Annotated in this window: 14 protein-coding genes; 3 read left to right on the forward strand and 11 right to left on the reverse strand. The window is 68.9% G+C overall.

The window, feature by feature from the left end; genetic code table 11:
- Positions 1 to 267 precede the first annotated feature (267 nt).
- Positions 268 to 2034 carry a M1 family metallopeptidase gene (locus EV652_RS19250; protein WP_132210537.1) on the forward strand — a complete coding sequence of 589 codons (1767 nt, stop codon included), beginning with the start codon at positions 268 to 270 and terminating at the stop codon, positions 2032 to 2034.
- 105 nt (positions 2035 to 2139) lie between these two features.
- A complete protein-coding gene (locus EV652_RS19255) occupies positions 2140 to 2667 on the forward strand; it encodes a TrmH family RNA methyltransferase (RefSeq protein ID WP_132210538.1) in 528 nt (175 codons plus the stop codon).
- A gap of 10 nt (positions 2668 to 2677) precedes the next feature.
- On the opposite strand, the gene EV652_RS19260 is transcribed toward EV652_RS19255, so the two are convergent.
- Positions 2678 to 3058 carry a tautomerase family protein gene (locus EV652_RS19260; protein ID WP_132210539.1) on the reverse strand — a complete coding sequence of 127 codons (381 nt, stop codon included), beginning with the start codon at positions 3056 to 3058 and terminating at the stop codon, positions 2678 to 2680.
- A 9-nt stretch (positions 3059 to 3067) separates the two neighbouring features.
- Positions 3068 to 3946, reverse strand: a complete 879-nt coding sequence (locus EV652_RS19265; protein ID WP_132210540.1) for a GNAT family N-acetyltransferase — start codon at positions 3944 to 3946, stop codon at positions 3068 to 3070.
- Positions 3947 to 4044: 98 nt separating this feature from the next.
- Here EV652_RS19265 and EV652_RS19270 point away from each other — a divergent pair, with 98 nt between their 5' ends.
- Positions 4045 to 4725, forward strand: coding sequence for a GntR family transcriptional regulator (locus EV652_RS19270; RefSeq protein WP_132210541.1), 681 nt, complete (start codon positions 4045 to 4047; stop codon positions 4723 to 4725).
- Here the strand turns inward: EV652_RS19270 and EV652_RS19275 are convergent.
- From EV652_RS19275 to EV652_RS19315, 9 genes are all read right to left on the reverse strand, one after another.
- Positions 4707 to 6464, reverse strand: coding sequence for a gamma-glutamyltransferase family protein (locus tag EV652_RS19275; RefSeq protein ID WP_132210542.1), 1758 nt, complete (start codon positions 6462 to 6464; stop codon positions 4707 to 4709). The two genes, EV652_RS19270 and EV652_RS19275, sit on opposite strands and share 19 nt — an antisense overlap.
- A 40-nt stretch (positions 6465 to 6504) precedes the next feature.
- Entirely contained in the window at positions 6505 to 7488 is a 984-nt protein-coding gene (locus EV652_RS19280; RefSeq protein WP_132210543.1) for an ABC transporter ATP-binding protein, read from the reverse strand.
- Positions 7485 to 8501, reverse strand: coding sequence for an ABC transporter ATP-binding protein (locus tag EV652_RS19285; protein ID WP_132210544.1), 1017 nt, complete (start codon positions 8499 to 8501; stop codon positions 7485 to 7487). Before EV652_RS19285 ends, EV652_RS19280 begins: the two co-directional genes overlap by 4 nt.
- Positions 8498 to 9382, reverse strand: coding sequence for an ABC transporter permease (locus EV652_RS19290; protein ID WP_132210545.1), 885 nt, complete (start codon positions 9380 to 9382; stop codon positions 8498 to 8500). The genes EV652_RS19285 and EV652_RS19290 overlap by 4 nt, the downstream gene beginning before the upstream one ends.
- Positions 9382 to 10335: an ABC transporter permease gene (locus EV652_RS19295; RefSeq protein ID WP_132210546.1), complete on the reverse strand. Its 954-nt coding sequence runs from the start codon at positions 10333 to 10335 to the stop codon at positions 9382 to 9384. The genes EV652_RS19290 and EV652_RS19295 overlap by 1 nt, the downstream gene beginning before the upstream one ends.
- Positions 10332 to 12041, reverse strand: coding sequence for an ABC transporter substrate-binding protein (locus EV652_RS19300; RefSeq protein ID WP_132210547.1), 1710 nt, complete (start codon positions 12039 to 12041; stop codon positions 10332 to 10334). The genes EV652_RS19295 and EV652_RS19300 overlap by 4 nt, the downstream gene beginning before the upstream one ends.
- A gap of 182 nt (positions 12042 to 12223) precedes the next feature.
- Positions 12224 to 12721, reverse strand: a complete 498-nt coding sequence (locus EV652_RS19305; protein WP_199238270.1) for a GNAT family N-acetyltransferase — start codon at positions 12719 to 12721, stop codon at positions 12224 to 12226.
- Positions 12722 to 12908: 187 nt separating this feature from the next.
- Complete coding sequence (locus tag EV652_RS19310) at positions 12909 to 14084, reverse strand: SWIM zinc finger family protein (RefSeq protein WP_132210548.1); 1176 nt, start codon at positions 14082 to 14084, stop codon at positions 12909 to 12911.
- Positions 14081 to 16840: an SCO1167/SCO6262 family helicase gene (locus tag EV652_RS19315; protein ID WP_500784492.1), complete on the reverse strand. Its 2760-nt coding sequence runs from the start codon at positions 16838 to 16840 to the stop codon at positions 14081 to 14083. The genes EV652_RS19310 and EV652_RS19315 overlap by 4 nt, the downstream gene beginning before the upstream one ends.
- Positions 16841 to 16891: the final 51 nt, after the last annotated feature.

A 16891-nucleotide genomic window follows, 5' to 3' on the forward strand; every position in this document is an offset into this window, starting at 1 on the left:
AGGCGCGGACGGCGCAGTGGTGGTGACAGGAGGTGGCGCGGCGGTGGGCGTCGGAGCGCGAGTAGAGCCTGTGCTGGTACACGCGACGGTGGCCAGCAGGGTGAGGACGGCGGCCAGCGGTCTGGTGGCGGCCCACATGTGTCCATGGTGCCGGGTCTGATCAAACCTAGGCCTTTTGGCACGGTGGTGCGGATGGCTCAGATTGGCCGCCCTATCCGGCTCCGCCGTGGGTACTGTTCGTCGGACACCTGACTCGGGGAGCTTTCCTTGACGCACGATCGCCACTCGTACGCCGAACCTGCCCTGGTTCGGACCACCCACCTGGAGCTGGACCTCGAGCTGGACTTCAGCGAGAAGGTGCTGGCCGGCAGTGCCACCCACACGCTTGCCTGGACCGGTGCGGGTGACCGGCTCGTGCTCGACACTCGTGACCTGAGCGTGCTCGCGGTGGAGGGTGCCACGGCGGACGGCTGGGCGCCGCTCGAGTACAGCCTCGGCGTACCCGACCCTGAGCTCGGCTCCGCCCTGCAGATCCGGACCGCGCGGCACGAGCGGGTCCGGGTCAGCTACCGCACTGCGCCGACCGCAACCGGTCTGCAGTGGCTGGAGCCGTCCATGACGGCGGGTGGCGTGATGCCGTTCATGTTCAGCCAGTCGCAGGCGATCCACGCCCGCAGCTGGGTGCCGGTGCAGGACACCCCGGGCGTGCGGTTCAGCTACGCCGCACACGTCACCGCTCCGCCGGAGCTGATGGTGCTGATGAGTGCCGACAACGGTACGACGTCGCGCCGGACCGGCTCGTACGACGTGGTGATGCCCGAGCCGATCCCGTCGTACCTGCTGGCGATCGCGGCCGGAGACTTGGTGTTCGAGCCGATCGGCGACCGGACCGGGGTGTGGGCCGAGCCGGAGATGGCCCGGCGGGCGGCGACCGAGTTCGCCGACACCGAGGAGATGATGCGGGTCACCGAGGCGCTGTTCGGCCCGTACCGCTGGGGTCGCTACGACTTGCTCGTGCTGCCGCCGTCGTTCCCGTACGGCGGGATGGAGAACCCGCGGATGACGTTCGCGACGCCGACCGTGGTGATCGGGGACAAGTCGCTGGTCAGCGTGGTCGCGCACGAGCTGGCGCACAGCTGGTCGGGCAACCTGGTCACGCAGGACAGCTGGGACGACATCTGGCTGAACGAGGGCTTCACGTCGTACGTCGAGAACCGGATCGTCGAGGCGGTCTACGGCACCGAGTTCGCGCTGATGGAGACGGCGATCAAGCAGCACTCGACGGTGGTCAAGCTGGACCCGCTGACCCCGGCCGAGCTGGCAGTCGAGCTGCCCGGGCTGAATCACCGGTCGGAGTACCACGGGACGACGGCGATGGGGCCGCTCAAGGGGTCGTGGTTTCTGTCCTGGCTGGAGGAGCGGTTCTCGCGGGAGGTGTTCGACCCGTTCCTGCGCGGGTACTTCGACCGGTTCGCGTTCCGCAGTATCAACTCCGGGGACTTCGTCGCGCACCTCGAGGAACACCTGCTGTCCCAGCACCCCGATGTGGTGACGGGCGCCGAGCTGGCGGCATGGCTGGACGAGCCGGGGATTCCGGCGTTCGCGCGCCGGGCGGTGTCGGAGCGCTTCCAGGTGGTCGACCGGGCGCGGGACACCTGGCTGGCGAGCGGTGACCTGCCGGCCGGTGCGGCCGAGTGGACCACTCAGGAGTGGCTGCGGTTCCTCGACGCGGCCCCGGACGTGCTGGGTGCCACGCAACTGCAGCAGCTCGACCGCGCGTTCGGTCTGACCGGTACGGCGAACGGCGAGATCGCCCGGCGCTGGTACCAGATCGTTGCCGCCAGCAGCTATGAGGTGGCGTATGCCGACCTGGCCTCGTTCCTCACCCGCGTCGGCCGCATGAAGCTCGTGCTGCCGGTCTACCGAGCGCTGGCGGGGACGGACCGTGCATTCGCCGCGGAGGTGTTCGCGAAGGCGCGGCCGGGCTACCACCCGATCACGACGGCGGCGGTGCAGAAGATCCTCGGCCAGTGATCACGTACCCTGGTCACTCGAGTCCTCGACGATGGCCCGGGCGCGCCGCGAAGCGCCTTCGCAGATGAACGAGATTCCTGCCGGGAGGGTTGTTCCGGCCGCTCGATGAGCGGCCCGCAGGTCCGGGTGCGGAGCCCGAAGGACCTCAGACACCAACGCCGCCGCCGGTCCCACTCCTGCTGGGACCACCTGCTGATCGCACCGCTCTGGCCGATGCACAACGTCAACCTCGGCACCCTGCTGCGCACGTGCGATGCGGTCGGAGCCTGTCTCGCCGTACCCAAGCTGCCGTGGGTGCCGGACGCTCTTGCGCGCGGCAACACGCTGAAACGACGTACGTGCGTGCACTGGACCGGCCACGACCCGGTCCGCTGGCTGATCGACCAGAAGGCTCGCGGTGAGACCACGGTCGTCGGTGTCGAACTCGCCGACGAGTCGATCCGGCTGGCCGACCTGCCCGCGGCCCGCGGCCGCACGATCGCCGTCCTCGGCCACGAACGGACCGGCATCCCAGCCGAGGCGCTCGACCAGCTGGACCTGGTCGTCGAGATCCCGATGATCGGAACCGGCGCCAGCCTCAACGTCGCGGTGGCCGGCTCGCTTGTGCTCTACCGGCTGTCGGGGCTGCTCTAGAGGTACTGCGTTAGAGGTACTGGGCGAGACCGTGGCCGAACGACCAGTCCGGCGACGCGTTCTCGGTCACCGTGACCAGCACATTCTTCGGATCGGTCCCGGCGTACTCCTCGACCAGTTCGGCGATCCTGCGGTACATCGCCTGCTTCACCTCCGGCGGTCGGCCGGCGCGCATCGTGATCGCGATGAACACGACCCCGTCGTCGCGCTGCACCCCGAGGAAGTCGGCGTACCGCAGGGTGCCGGCCGAGCCGTCGTGGCTGGTCAGCACCTGGAACAGGTCGTCGGGCGGGATGTCGATCGTCTGGACGAGGGCGTCGTGGACCGCGCGGCCGAGGGCGGCGAGGCGGCCGGGGTCGGCTCGGAGGGCATCGATGCGGACAAGTGGCATGCCGACATACTAGTAGGTACAGACCTCGAGGGTGCGGCGGTGATCGGTGTGGGTGGAGTGGTAGCCGAGCCGCTGGTTGATGAGCTGCATCGGCGCGTTGGTGCTCACCGTGTCGGTCAGGAGCCCGTCGAGGTCAGGAAAGCTGGAGCGGACCTGCCGGATCTGCTCGGCCTTCATCCACAGTGCCAGACCGTGGCCGCGGTGTGCCGGTAGTACGGCGGTGCCGTAGTGCTGGGCGTCGCCCTTGCCGTCGCCCGGTACGACGAGTTCGGTGAAGCCGACGATTGCGCCGGTGGACTCGTCGACGGCGGCGACCGTGCCCAAGTGCTCGCCGCGTTCCTCGATCACCCGGGCGGCGTACCGGGTCCGCTCGACGTCCCACGCATCATCGCCGTACGCGATCCCGCCCGTCGGCGCGTCATCCATCCCGGCGCGCGCGTCCGTGAACGTCTGCGCCCACTCATCCGGTACGACGCCCGCCCACGACACCAACCGATAGCCGGGCGGCCCGGACTGCAGCACGGCGGTGTCAGTGTCGGCGAGCCGTAGTCGCGCGTAGATGAGCGTGAGGCCGACAGTGAACCCGTGGTGCGCCAGGAAGCGGTCAGCGGGCGAGTCGACCCGGGCGTCGGCCAGCATCGTGCGTACGTCGTGGTCGCGAGCGGCCGCGACGACCGCGCCGAGGAGTTGCGACCCGATACCGCGCCGGCGCTCGGCGGGATGGACGTTCAGCTCCAACTCGGCCAGATGGGCGTGGGACGTGCGGCTGTTCAGCCGGAGGAACGCCGACCCGACTGGGTTGCCGTCGTCGTCCGCGGCGAGCCAGGCGATCCGGCGGCTGAACGGCCGGAAGTCGGGATCCGTCAGGGGAGTCAGTCTGATGCTCAAGCCGCCAAGATAACGCCGCCCCGGGATCACGTGCCGCTGCAACGGCGGATCGGCTAGCGTGCTGCGAACAATGCGCGCGGGGGAGAGGAGACGGTCGGGTGGACCCTACGGGTGAGGTGCGGACGATCGGTGCCGATCATGTCGCGTTGCGCGAGCAGGTCCTCGAGGAGCTCCGCCGACGGATCGTGGACGGCGACTATGCCCAGGGCGAGCGGCTGACCGAGACTCGGCTCGCAGACGACTTCGGGGTCTCCCGCAATCCCGTCCGCGAGGCGCTGCGCGTCGTCGAGGCGGAGGGCTTCGTCCACATCCTGCCGCGTCGTGGTGCGGTGGTGGCGACGCTCGACGAGACCGCGGTCCGCGACCTGTTCGCCGTACGCGAGCAACTGGAGACGCTGGCTGCCGGGCTGGCGGCCGAGCGGGCCACGCAGAAGGACGTCGACCGGCTGCGCAGGCTGCTCGAGGACGCCAGCGCTGCGACCGACGCCAAGGACTTCGACCGGGTCGCCGAGCTGAACAGCGCCTTCCATCGCGCGGTGATCGACGTCAGTGGCAACCGCTGGCTGCTGTCGATGTCGGCCGCGATGTACCACCACGTCCACTGGGTCTTCCGCGTCGGCGCCGCCCAGCGCGCACCGCACTCGTGGGAGGAACACATCCGCCTGGTCGACACCATTGCAGCCGGCGACCGCGAGGCCGCCACGACCGCTGCCCGCCTGCACGTTGAGGCCGCCGCGCAGGCGGCCCTCAACGGAAGGGTTCAGCGCCCGACGGCGTAGCCCTGCATACCTCGCGGGTTCGCGGCCGCCGCCAGTACGCCGTCAGCCTCCTTACGTACGGCGCACAAGCGGCCAAGACTCCACGCGTCGCCTTCGGTCACGACGTGCCCACGTCGAACCAACTCGTCGCGGACGGCGGCGCCCAGGCGGTTCTCCATCACCAGACCACCCGGCTCGGTCGCACGCGGGTAGAACGACGAGGGGAAGCCAGTGGTGTGCCACGCCGGCGCGTCGATCGCCTCCTGCAGATCCATCCCGCTGCCCAGGTGACGCAGCAGGAAGAGCAACTGCCACTGGTCCTGCTGGTCCCCACCCGGCGAACCGCAGGCCAGCACCGGCTCACCGTCACGCAGCACGAGGGTCGGAGTGAGCGTGGTCCGCGGCCGCAGGCCCGGCGCGAGCGACGACGCCAGCCCTTCCTCCAGCCAGAACATCTGCAGCCGGCTGCCGAGGCAGAACCCGAGCTCCGGAATGGTCGGCGACGACTGCAGCCACCCACCGCTCGGTGTCGCGGAGATGACGTTGCCCCACCGGTCGATCACGTCGACATGGCAGGTGTCGCCACGCGTGACGCCCTCGGACGAGACGGTCGGTTCACCGGTCGTCGCGTCGCCGAGATCCGGGCTCACGGCGATCGACGGCAGCCTCGGCTCGCGGCCGTCGGGCCGACCTGGGCGGAGTTCCTTGGACGCGTCCGGGCCGACGAGCTTGGCGCGCTCGGCGGCGTACGCGGGGGAGAGGAGCGTCTTCAGGGGTACGTCGGCTCCGTCGCCGTACCAGGCCTCACGGTCGGCGTACGACAGCTTCATCACCTCGACCGTCGTGTGCACACCCTCGGCGCTGTCCAGGTCGACATCGCCCAGTTCGGCCAGCACAGCGAGTGACTGCAACAGCGCCGGCCCCTGGCCCCATGGCCCGGTCTTGGCGACCGTGTACCCGTTCCAGTCGAGCGTCGCCGGCTCCTCCCAGCTCGCCTCGAAGTTGGCCACGTCATCGCCGGTGATCAGCCCACCGTGGTCTGAGCCACTGGAGTCCCGGTGCGGCAGCCGGGAGAACTTGTCGATCGCCTCCGCGATGAAGCCCTCACGCCAGGCCTTCCGAGCCCGCTCCACCTGAGCCTGACGGTCCGCGCCGGCAGCTTCGCCTTCCGAGACCAGTCGCTCGAGTGTGGCGGCGTACGCCTCGTTGCGGAACATCCCGCTCGGCGGACGCCCGTCCTGCAACCACAGCGCCGCCGACGTCGGCCAGTGCTCCTGGAACAGCTCCTGCACCGTGCCGACCGTGTCACCGACCCTGGGTACCAGCGGGTGTCCGTTCCGCGCGTAGTCGATAGCAGGCTCCAGTACGACGCGCGGCGGCATGCTGCCGTGGTCACGCAGCAGGAGCAGCCATGCGTCGACAGCACCCGGCACAGTCGCCGCAAGCGGTCCAGAGCCGGGGATGAGCGACAGGCCGAGCGAGCGGAAGTGCTCGATCGTCGCACCGGCCGGTGCGACGCCCTGACCGCACAGCACGCGCGGTGTGGGGTCGTCGGCGGTGGCGATGATCGCCGGCACCTCACCGCCCGGCCCGTTGAGGTGCGGCTCCACCACGTGCAGCACGAACCCTGCAGCGGCTCCGGCGTCGAACGCGTTGCCGCCGAGCTCCAGGATCCTCATGGCCGACTGGGAGGCCAGCCAGTGCGTGGACGAGACCATCCCGAACGTGCCGCGCAGGGTGGGACGGGTGGTGAAAGTCATGGGGCCTCCCGGCCTGGACTGAGGAGCGGCATCAATACTGTCATCGGCCAACTCCTTCGACTGTTCTTACATCGGGACCGGTGCCGTCGTCCTCGACCAGATGACAGGCGACCAGGTGTCCACCTTCTCCGATCACCCGCTGCTCCGGTACGACGGTCCGGCATGTGTCGATCGCCACCGGGCACCTGGTGTGGAACCGGCAGCCTGGTGGCGGGTCGATGGCCGACGGCAGGTCATCACCGAGCAGCACCGGCTTCCGCGCTCGCTGCTCGGTCGGGTCGGGTACGGGCGCTGCCGAGAGCAGCGCCTGGGTGTAGGGGTGCGAAGGTGCGCCGAAGATGCGCGCACGCGGGCCTTGTTCGACCAGTTGGCCCAGGTACATCACCGCGACCTCGTCGGCCAGGTACTCGACCGCTGACAGGTCGTGCGTGATGAACAGGCAGGCGAAGCCCAGGTCCCGCTGCAGGTCCGCCAGTAGGTTGAGCACCGCTGCCTGCACAGACACGTCCAGTGCGCTCGTCGGCTCGTCTGCAACGAGTAGACGCGGCTCAGAGATCAGTGCACGGGCAATGCTCACCCGCTGGCGCTGACCACCGGACAGCTCGTGTGGTGAGCGCTGCGCGACCTCAGGACGGAGTCCTACTCGGCGCAGCGACTCGGAGACCTTTGCTGGGATGTCCTTGCGGCGCATGAGGCGCAGTGGCTCGCCGACGATGTCTCCGACCGACAGCCGTGGGTCCAGTGAGCCTGCAGGGTCCTGGAAGACGATGGACACGTCGCGACGGTGCGGTCGCAGCTGCCGACGGTTGAGGTGAGTGATGTCGGCATCGGCGAGCCGAATGGTCCCTCCGGTCGGCTCCAGCAACCGCACGATGCAGCGTCCCACTGTGGACTTGCCAGAGCCGCTCTCACCGACCAATGCGACCACAGATCCTTGCCGGATCCGCAGTGTCACACCATCGACGGCGCGGACTGGTCCGAAGTGCATAACGAGGTCTTCGACCTCCAGAGCTAAGCCGGTCATGGGGCCTCCCGGCCTGGACTGAGGACCTCCACGGGTTCTCTGACTGGATTCCAGCAGGCGACTCGGTGCAGACCAGGTGTCAGCTGCGGTTGGGACGTCGTACAGGTGTCGACTGCTCTTGGGCAGCGGTCGGCGAAGGTGCAGGCGTCCGGCTGTTCGGACAGGACGGGCACGAGACCTGGGATCTCGTTGAGGCGGTGTGTCTCGGCGTGACGGCCGGCAGCCGGCGACGCGCCGAGGAGGCCCGCTGTGTACGGGTGCTGCGGATAGGCGAACAGCTCGTGGACGCCAGCGGTCTCGACGACCCGTCCGGCGTACATCACCGCTACCCGGTCAGCCAGGTCGGCGACGACGCCGAGGTCGTGGGTGATCAGGACGATGCTGGTGCCGAGTCGTTCTCGCAGCTCACGCAGTACGTCGAGGATGCCCGCCTGGATCGTGACGTCGAGCGCGGTGGTCGGCTCGTCGGCGATCAGGACTTTGGGGTCACAGGCAACGGCCATCGCGATCATCACGCGCTGCCGCATCCCGCCGGACAACTGGTGCGGATAGTCGCCGACGCGACGCTCGGCCGACGGGATGCCGACCAGCTTGAGCAATTCGATCGACCGTTCCCGAGCGGCCTGCCGGTTGAGACCGATATGAGTCCGCAGGACTTCGCCGATCTGGTGGCCGACGGTGAAGACCGGGTTCAGCGACGTCATCGGCTCCTGGAAGATGTAGGCCACCTCGCGGCCCCGGATCGAGCGCAGGGTGCGCTTGTCGGCGCCGATCAGTTCGACGCCGTCCAGCTTCACCGAACCCTCGACCGTGGCGGTGCGGGGGAGCAGACCTGCGAGGCTCATCGCGGTGACGCTCTTGCCGCAGCCGGACTCGCCGACCACTGCGAGCACCTCGCTCTCGCCGACCTCGAAGCTCACCTGGTCGACCGCGGACAGCGTGCCGTCCTCGGTCCGGAAGGTGACGGAGAGGTCGTTCACCTCGAGCACTTGCCTACTCGTCGATGGAGTCATCGGCGGCTCGCTTTCGGGTCGAGCGCATCGCGCAGGCTGTCACCGACGATGTTGAACGCCAGCGTCAGCAGCATGATCGCCACGCCGGGCATCACCGCGGCCCACGGTGCGCGGGCGGCGAACTGCTGGGCGTCGGACAGCATCGTGCCCAGGCTCGGCGCCGGCGGCTGGATGCCGAGGCCGAGGAACGACAGCACCGCCTCACCGAGGATGGCGGCCGGGATCGCGACCGTCGCCTGGACGATGATCACCGACGCGGCGTTCGGCAGGATGTGCCGGCCCAGCACCCAGGCGTCACTGGCGCCCTCGACGATCGCGGCCGCGACGAAGTCGAGCGACTTCAGCCGCAAGGTATCGGACCGGACGATCCGGATCACGCCGGGGATCTGCGCGATCCCGATCGCGATCGCCGCGTTGCCCAGGCTGGCACCGCGGATCGCGGCCAGCCCGACCGCGAGGATCAGGAACGGGAACGCCAGCACCAGATCGGTGAACCGCGAGATCAGCGCGTCGATCGCCCGGAAGTACCCGGCCATCAGCCCGAGCGGTACGCCGATCACGAGCGACGTGGCCACCGCGAGCACACCGACGTGCAGCGAAGCCCGCAAGCCGTACATGATCCGCGCGAGCACATCACGACCGAGGTCGTCGGTGCCGAGGAGATAGCCGGCTGTCCCGGGTGGTGCGAAGGCGTGATCCAGATGGGTCTCCGTCGGGTCGTGTGGCGCGAGCCAGGGCGCGAACACCGCGAGGATCACCGCGATGCCGAGGACGACGAGGCCGGAGATCGCGAGCGGGTTGCGGAGCATTCGTCGTACCACCTTGCGGCGATTGCTCCGCAACGGCGTACCCGCGGTGACGGTGACGTCAGTGATCGCCATCAGGCATCACCTCGCACCCGGATGCGCGGATCGATGACCGAGTACAGCAGGTCGACGAGCAGGTTGATCAGGATGTACGCCGCCGCGGTGATCAGGACGACGGCCTGGATCACCGGGTAGTCGCGCTGGAAGACGGCGTCGACGGTCAGCTTGCCGAATCCCGGGAGCGCGAAGATCCGCTCGGTCACGACGGCGCCGGAGATGAGCGCTCCGAGTTGCAGGCCGACGATCGTGATCACCACGATCAGGCTGTTGCGGAGTGCGTGCCGGCCGATCACCTCGCGCGGCGAGAGGCCTTTGGCTTCCGCCGTACGGATGTAGTCGGCACTCAGGGCGTCCAGCATCGACGATCGGGTCTGCCGCATGATGACCGCCGCGAGGCCGGTGCCGAGGATCAGTGCGGGAAGGATCAGGTGGTGCAGGTTGTCGATCGGGTTGGTGAGGAACGGGACGAACCCGGAAGCGGGGAACAGGCCGAGGGCGACGGACAGGTAGAGGATCGCCATCAGGCCGAGCCAGAAGTTCGGCACCGACAGACCGAGCAGGGCGAGCCCGTTGGCGGCCCACTCAGCCGGACCTCCCCTTCGTACGGCGGCGATGACGCCCGTACCGACCCCGATCACACTGGCGATCAGGATGGCCAGGATCGACAGTTCGATCGTCACCGGCAAGGCGTTCGCGATCATCGTGGTGACCGATTCGCCGGTCCGGATCGACACCCCGAGGTCACCGCGGGCAGCATGACTCACGAACTGCCAGAACTGCACCAGCAACGAGTCGTCCAGGCCGTACTGCTCCCGGATCGCCCGCAGCGACTCCGGATCCCGATCCTCGCCGGCGAGCGCGAGCGCCGGATCACCCGGCAGCGCGCGCACACCGATGAAGACGACGATCGTTGCCAGGATCAACGTGACGATCGACTGCCAGGCCCGGCCGAAGAGATACCGCCTCACTTCGCGAACCCGGCGAAGGCCGCTCGCAGGACGCCGTCCGGGTACACCTGGATACCGAGGACCTTCTTGCTGACGCCGGTCAGGTTGCGCTGGCGGTACATGTAGATGAGCGGGTCGTCCTGCTGCAGCTTGGTGACCACGTCGCCGTACAGCTTGATCCGCTCGGCCTTGTCGGTCGACTGCCGCGCGTCGGTGAGCAGCTTGTCCACCTCGGGGCTGCTGTAGCCGGCCACGTTCTGGCTGCCCGTCGAACCGACAAAGTTGTAGATGTTCGCGTCCGGGTCGACCCGGCCGGACCAGCCGAGCTGGAGCAGCTCGAAGTCACCGCGGTCCTGCTGGTCGAGCAGCGAGGCGTACTCGACCGGCTTGATCACCAGGTCGAAACCACCCTCCTTGACCATCGCCTGCAGCGCCTGCGCGAGCCGGAGGCTGTCGGGGTTGTTCGAGGTGATCATCGTGACCTTGTACGGCGTCGTGGCGCCGGCCTCGGACAGCAACTGCTTCGCCTGGGCCGGGTCGTGCGGCGGACACACCTGTGCGGCATCCGAGGTGAACTCGCTCTTCGGTGAGATCGGCGAGCACGCGACTGTGTTCAGCCCGTTGAAGATCGACTTCACCAGCGCCTCACGGTCGATCGACAGCGCGAGCGCCTGCCGGACCTTCGGATCCTTGGCGATCGGGGACTCCAACGGCTTGAGCGGGTTGCCGATACCGTTGGCGTTCGCGATGTTGACCGTCAGGCCCTGGTACCCGAGCGACTGCGACTGCAACACCGTCATGGTGCTGTCCTTCTGCAGCGACGGCGCGTCCTGGGTCGACAGCGAGTCGGCGACCTGCGCGTCACCGGACTTCAGGTTGGCCGAGCGGATACTCGAGTCGGTGATGATCCGGTATTCGATCGCGTCCAGGTGCACCTTCGCGGCGTCGTAGTACAGCGGATCCTTGACCACCTTGATCGAGTTCTGGGCGACCCGGTTGGCGAACTTGAACGGGCCGACACAGACCGGCGCGGTGGAGAAGTTCGCGCCGAGCTTGCTCACCGCGGCCGGGCTGAGCACCATGCCGGCCCGGTCGGCCAGCGCGGCGGTCAGCGGCGCGAACGGCCTCGACAGCTTGATCACCACGGTGTTCGGGTCCGGCGTCTCGACCGCGCTGATCGGGCCGAGCTCACTCTTGCGGCCGGAGCCGGCCAGGGTCAGACCGCGCTCGATCGAGACCTTCACCGCGTTCGAGTCGAGGGTGCCGCCGTCGGCGAACTTCACGCCCTGCTTCAGCGGGATGGTCAGGCTGAGGCCGTCGGGGGTGATGGTCGGCAGCGCGGTCGCGAGCTGCGGCACGACCTTGGCGTCCGGGCCGAGGTCGTACAGCTTCTCGCACATGGTGTGGAAGACGTACCGCGAGTACAGGCTGCGGGACAGCGTCGGGTCCAGCTTGTCCGGATCGGCGGACAGGGCAACGGTCAGCGTGCCGCCGGCCTTCACCTGCGCCGGGTCCGCCGGATCACCGAACACGTCCTGCCCGGTCGCGGGCTGCGCACTGCCGCCCGAGTCGTCGCCGGCCGGCTCGACGGGGGAGCAGGCCGTCCCGATCAGGGCCAGCGCGACCACCCCGACAGCCGCTCCGAAGGCCGTACGGCGGGTAAGCAGGGGCCGGCCCGCCGTCGTACGGCGGGCCCAGCTGGAGCGGTTCAGCAACGACGGAGTCATCACGTCCTCCTGAGTAGGCGGGGTCGTGTCGACTGTTTCATGTATACAAGGCAGGCGCGCAAGTGAATCGGCGAGTTTGTGTGAACCTTTTACGACTGCCCGCCGTACTTCGTATTGAACGTTCAAGAGCCGACCGCCTCGGGGCCGCCGGAGACTGCCTCACGTCTCCGGCGGCCCGCGGCTCAGACGTTCACCGGATACCGGATGGTGCCCGTGGGCAGCGGGTCACCCGTGAGCGAGAGGGCCATCATGCTCGGTCCGTCGAACTCCGGATGGTGGATACCGAACTCAGTAGCCTGCCGGAATCCGAACCGTGGGTAGTACTCGGCATGCCCGAGCACGATCACGGATTGCTCACCACGATCACGCGCCGTGTCGAGGGCCGCGATGACGGCCGCACTCCCCACACCCTGACGCTGGTACGACGGCAGGACGGCGACCGGCCCGAGTGACAGGACCGGGGTGTCGCCGACATGGCAACGTGTGAGCAGAGCATGTGCAACGGGCTGATCGTCCACGGTCGCGACGAACGACAGGCCGTCGATCCAGGCGACCGGGTCGGCGCGCAGTGCGTCGAGGTAGTCGACCTCGAACTGCCGGCCGAACGCCTGCCGGGTGAGGTCACGGATCGTCTCGAGGTCCGCGCTCGTCTCGGCGCGGGTCTTCCAGGTGTTGGACAACGGAGGAATCCCTTTCGGGCAAGGGGTTCCGCGGCTCTCAGCGCACGCGGAACCCAGGTGAGTACGGATGACCGGAACGTGCTGCCGCACAGGCGACAGCACCCGCTGACGCGGTCATCAACTCACCTCCCTGACACTCCGAAGTCGTCGTCACCTTATCGGGCTCTGTGGCTCACCGCATTGCCTTTTACCAGTCCGTCGCCAGCGCGCTGAGCGGATCCGTGGTCGCCTGTGCAATCGGCGTCCAGGTCTCGCCGACGAGCCGGTACGGGTGCCAGTGGCCCTGGCGGTCCAGGCGGAGCTGGGTATCTGCTCCCACGGTGAGCTGGTTGTCGAGGATCTCGACGGTGAACTCGGCGGCGACGAGTTCGGTGCGGGCGCGGGCCAGCTCCGCGGGGGCCGGAGTCCAGGTGTGTTCGAGGACGTCGAGTCCGGGCGCACCGCCGTACCTCCAGGCTTGGATGCCGAGGGCAAAGGCTTCGGGTGAGCCTTCCGTGAGCGACTCGGTGAGCTCGGGGAAATCGGCGGCGAGGCGTACGGCGTCCTGCCACTCGTCAAGTGGTTGCGGCTCTGGCGTGCCGTGGAGCAACGCGTTCAGCAGCGCGCGGGCTCGGCGGGATGCGTCGAGGACGAGCAGCGGCAGCGTGGCCGGGGCGAAGCCGCGGGGCGGCTCGATGCCGCTGACTGCCAACTCGTCGAGCGTCACCTTTCCCGGCAGGTCGGGTACGTCGGGCAACGCACCGACCGGCTCGCTCAGAACGTCTGAGGCCGACACCCCGGCCGGAGGCGCATCGGCCGGCTCAGTCGCGCTCCGGCTTTGGAGCTGGTCGAGAAGATCCTCACGGGAGCGACCGCGCAGGAGCAGCAGGACGAACGGGTCGGAGTCGAGCAGCCAGGCGACCTGGTAGCAGAGGCCGGCGGCGTGCTGGCAGGGGAGTTCCCACGCATCACAAGTGCAGGCGGGATCGAGGTCGCCGATGCCGGGGAGCAGCAGAACACCCCCGTCGGACGCGGCCTCGACCAGGTCGTGTGGCATCTCGCCATCGAGCAGCGCCGCGATGTGGCCGGCGCGCGCCGCGACCTGATCGAGGAAGCGGCTCCACTCGTCCTCGCTCAGCTCATCGACCTGTACGACGGATTCGTAGGTGTCCTCGGGGGAGTAGACCGTCGCCGCGATCCGCCCGGGGCTGACCGTGATCGTCCCGACCTGCCCGGAGTTCGCGTACCGTCGCCCCTTCCGCAGCTGGTCGGAGTCCAGCGACGTGTCCTCCAATGCCTGCACCCAGGCACGCGCCCACCACGACCGCCCGCGCGTACTGCGCCGCTGAGCCTCGAACGCCGGGAATCCTTGCGCCTCAGTCATCGCAACCCACCTCGCAGCTCGACCAGGTCGGCCAGCTCGGCGTCGGACAGCTCGGTGAGGGCCGCTTCACCGCCGGTGAGGACGGCGTCGGCGAGTTGGCGTTTGCTGCTGAGCATGGCTGCGATGCGGTCCTCGATGGTGCCCTCGGCAATCAATCGGTGCACCTGGACCGGCTTGGTCTGGCCGATCCGGTACGCCCGGTCCGTCGCCTGATCCTCGACCGCCGGATTCCACCACCGGTCGTAGTGCACGACATGATCCGCCCGGGTCAGGTTGAGCCCCGTCCCGGCTGCCTTCAGCGACAGCAGGAACACCGGTACGTCGCCCGCCTGGAACCGCTCGACCATCTCCTCACGCTTGGGCACCGGCGTACCACCGTGCAGCAACTGCGTGCCGATGCCGCGCTCGGCCAGGTGACGCTCGAGCAGCCGGGCCATGGCGACGTACTGCGTGAAGACGAGGACGGCGCCGTCCTCCGCGACGATCGTCTCCAGCAACTCGTCGAGCAGCTCGAGCTTGCCGGACCGTCCGGTCAGCCGCGCGGCCTCGCCCTCCTTCAGGTACTGCGCCGGGTGGTTGCAGATCTGCTTGAGTCCGGTCAGCAGCTTCACGATCAGCCCACGCCGGGTCATCTGGTTGCTGGCCTGCACCTCGGTCATCAGCTCGCGGACGGTTGCCTCGTAGAGCACGGCCTGCTCGCGAGTGAGCGACACCGGCTGATCCGTCTCGGTCTTCGGCGGCAACTCCGGCGCGATCCCCGGATCCGACTTGCGTCGCCGGAGCAGGAAAGGCCGAACGAGTTTCGCCAATCGTTGCGCGACCTCTTCGTCCTTGTCGGCCTCGATCGGCGCGGCCCACTGGTTCCGGAAGTTCCCGAGCCGGCCGAGGAGCCCGGGAGTGGTCCAGTCGAGGATTGCCCACAGCTCGGACAGGTTGTTCTCCACCGGCGTACCGGTCAACGCCACCCGTGCCTGCGACGGCACGGTCCGCAACGCCTTCGCCGTACTGGACGACGGGTTCTTCACATGCTGCGCCTCATCCGCGACGACCAGCGCCCACCGATGCTCAGCCAGCCGTACGGCGTCGCGCCGCAACGTGCCGTACGTCGTCAGCACGAACCCGTCCTCGGCACCGTCGAGCGATCGCGCCGAGCCGTGGAAGCGGCGGACCGGCGTACCTGGTGCGAAGCGCTGGACCTCCCGCTCCCAGTTGCCGAGCAACGAGGCCGGACAGACGACAAGTGTCGGGCCGGCGGTGTCGGAAGACGTCTGGCGGTGCAGGTGAAGCGAGATGAGGGTGATCGTCTTGCCGAGGCCCATGTCGTCGGCGAGGCAGCCGCCGAGGCCGAGCGACGTCATCCGGGCCAGCCAGCGGAGGCCGCGGAGTTGGTAGTCGCGCAGGGTCGCCTGCAGGTCGGCGGGCGCGTCGATCGGATCGTCGGCGCGGTCGGGGTCGGCGATCCTGGCGCGAAGCTCTTCGAGCCATTGCGTCGGCTTCACCGCGATCTGGCGGCCGTCGATCTCAGTGGTGCCGGTGAGCGCCGCACTGAGCGCATCGATCGCCGTCACCGGCTTGAGGATCCGCTCGCGCGCCTTGCGGGCCAGATCGGGATCGATCAGCATCCACTGATCGCGCAACCGGACCACCGGACGGGTCGCCTCGGCCAACTGGTCCATCTCCGCCTCGGTGAGCGGATCGTTGCCCAGCGCAACCTGCCAGCTGAAGTCGAGCGTCGCGTTCCCACCGAAGAAGCTGGGCAGATCGCTCGGCGGCCCGTCCGACGAGGTGATCGCCGCCCGCGCCGTGAGCGCCCGCCCGAGACTGCGTGGCCAATGCAGCTCCACGCCGGCCGCGGCCAGCCGTTGCGCCCCACCGGCCAGCAACTCTGCGAGCTCTTCGTCGGACAGCTCGATCCGATCCGGTACGGCGGAGTCCAGCAGCCGGCTCAACGGCGCCCACACCCGCCCGGCCCGCCGAATCGCCAACGTCGCGTCGATCCGGGCCCGCGGCCCGAACCCGGCGATGTCCTCGGCCCACACGTCATCCGCGTCCCGAACCAGCGTCGGATCCTGCAGGCTGTGGAGCTGGACCACCGCCCGGAAGGCCATCGACTCCGGCAACTCGATCCGTAACGAGATCCGCACCCCGCTGTCGAGCCCCACGGACACCTCATCGGCCCACGACCGCAACCGCTCGGCGCGCTGAGGTCTGGCGGCTGCAAACAGTTGAGTCTTGTGCGCCTTGGCGGCCGCTGGGGACCGAGGCATCCCATCCGCCACCGCATCCACAAACGCCCGGACGAGGTCCTCCGCCACCGGCAGCCGCACACCAGCCCCGGACGCTTCCGGTGGGAGGGCGGACAGGGGGAGTGCTCGGGCAGCAGGTGGCATGGACTCGGCCAGCGCGAGCAGGCGGTTCACATCCGTGGCGTCAAGTGGACCTACCCGCCAGGCGTCATGGCCGTCGGGGGAGACGCCGGGCAGCAGCTTGCCCCGGGCAACCAACTGGAGGGCAGCCAGAGAAGCGGCACCCCAGAAGGCGGCCGAGGAGTGCGCACCAGGTGTCTGGCGAGCACGGCCGAGCAAGGGGACTGCTTCGGCGACCGGAAGCTCGACCGCGCGGACGGTTACCAGCTCGGAGTCGACGACCAGCTCGAGCCGCGACTGTTCGCCCGCGCCGAGCGGTAGTTCACCATCGTCCGGCTCCCAGAAGCACACCCGACCTTCACGTGGTGGATCAGCCGGCCTGAACACCACCGCACAACCAGCCAGCTCTTGCTGCCCCGTACCCGCCAACCCAACGCCCTC

Origin of the sequence: Kribbella steppae (assembly GCF_004342025.1) — a bacterium.
GTDB classification, from domain to species: domain Bacteria; phylum Actinomycetota; class Actinomycetes; order Propionibacteriales; family Kribbellaceae; genus Kribbella; species Kribbella steppae.

Coding starts and splice junctions, on each gene's coding strand:
- EV652_RS19260 (WP_132210539.1), bottom strand. CDS start 3,058: ATGCCACTTGTCCGCATCGATGCCCTCCGAGCCGACCCCGGCCGCCTC.
- EV652_RS19290 (WP_132210545.1), bottom strand. CDS start 9,382: ATGGCGATCACTGACGTCACCGTCACCGCGGGTACGCCGTTGCGGAGC.
- EV652_RS19285 (WP_132210544.1), bottom strand. CDS start 8,501: ATGACTCCATCGACGAGTAGGCAAGTGCTCGAGGTGAACGACCTCTCC.
- EV652_RS19255 (WP_132210538.1), top strand. CDS start 2,140: ATGAGCGGCCCGCAGGTCCGGGTGCGGAGCCCGAAGGACCTCAGACAC.
- EV652_RS19300 (WP_132210547.1), bottom strand. CDS start 12,041: ATGACTCCGTCGTTGCTGAACCGCTCCAGCTGGGCCCGCCGTACGACG.
- EV652_RS19310 (WP_132210548.1), bottom strand. CDS start 14,084: ATGACTGAGGCGCAAGGATTCCCGGCGTTCGAGGCTCAGCGGCGCAGT.
- EV652_RS19280 (WP_132210543.1), bottom strand. CDS start 7,488: ATGACCGGCTTAGCTCTGGAGGTCGAAGACCTCGTTATGCACTTCGGA.
- EV652_RS19275 (WP_132210542.1), bottom strand. CDS start 6,464: ATGACTTTCACCACCCGTCCCACCCTGCGCGGCACGTTCGGGATGGTC.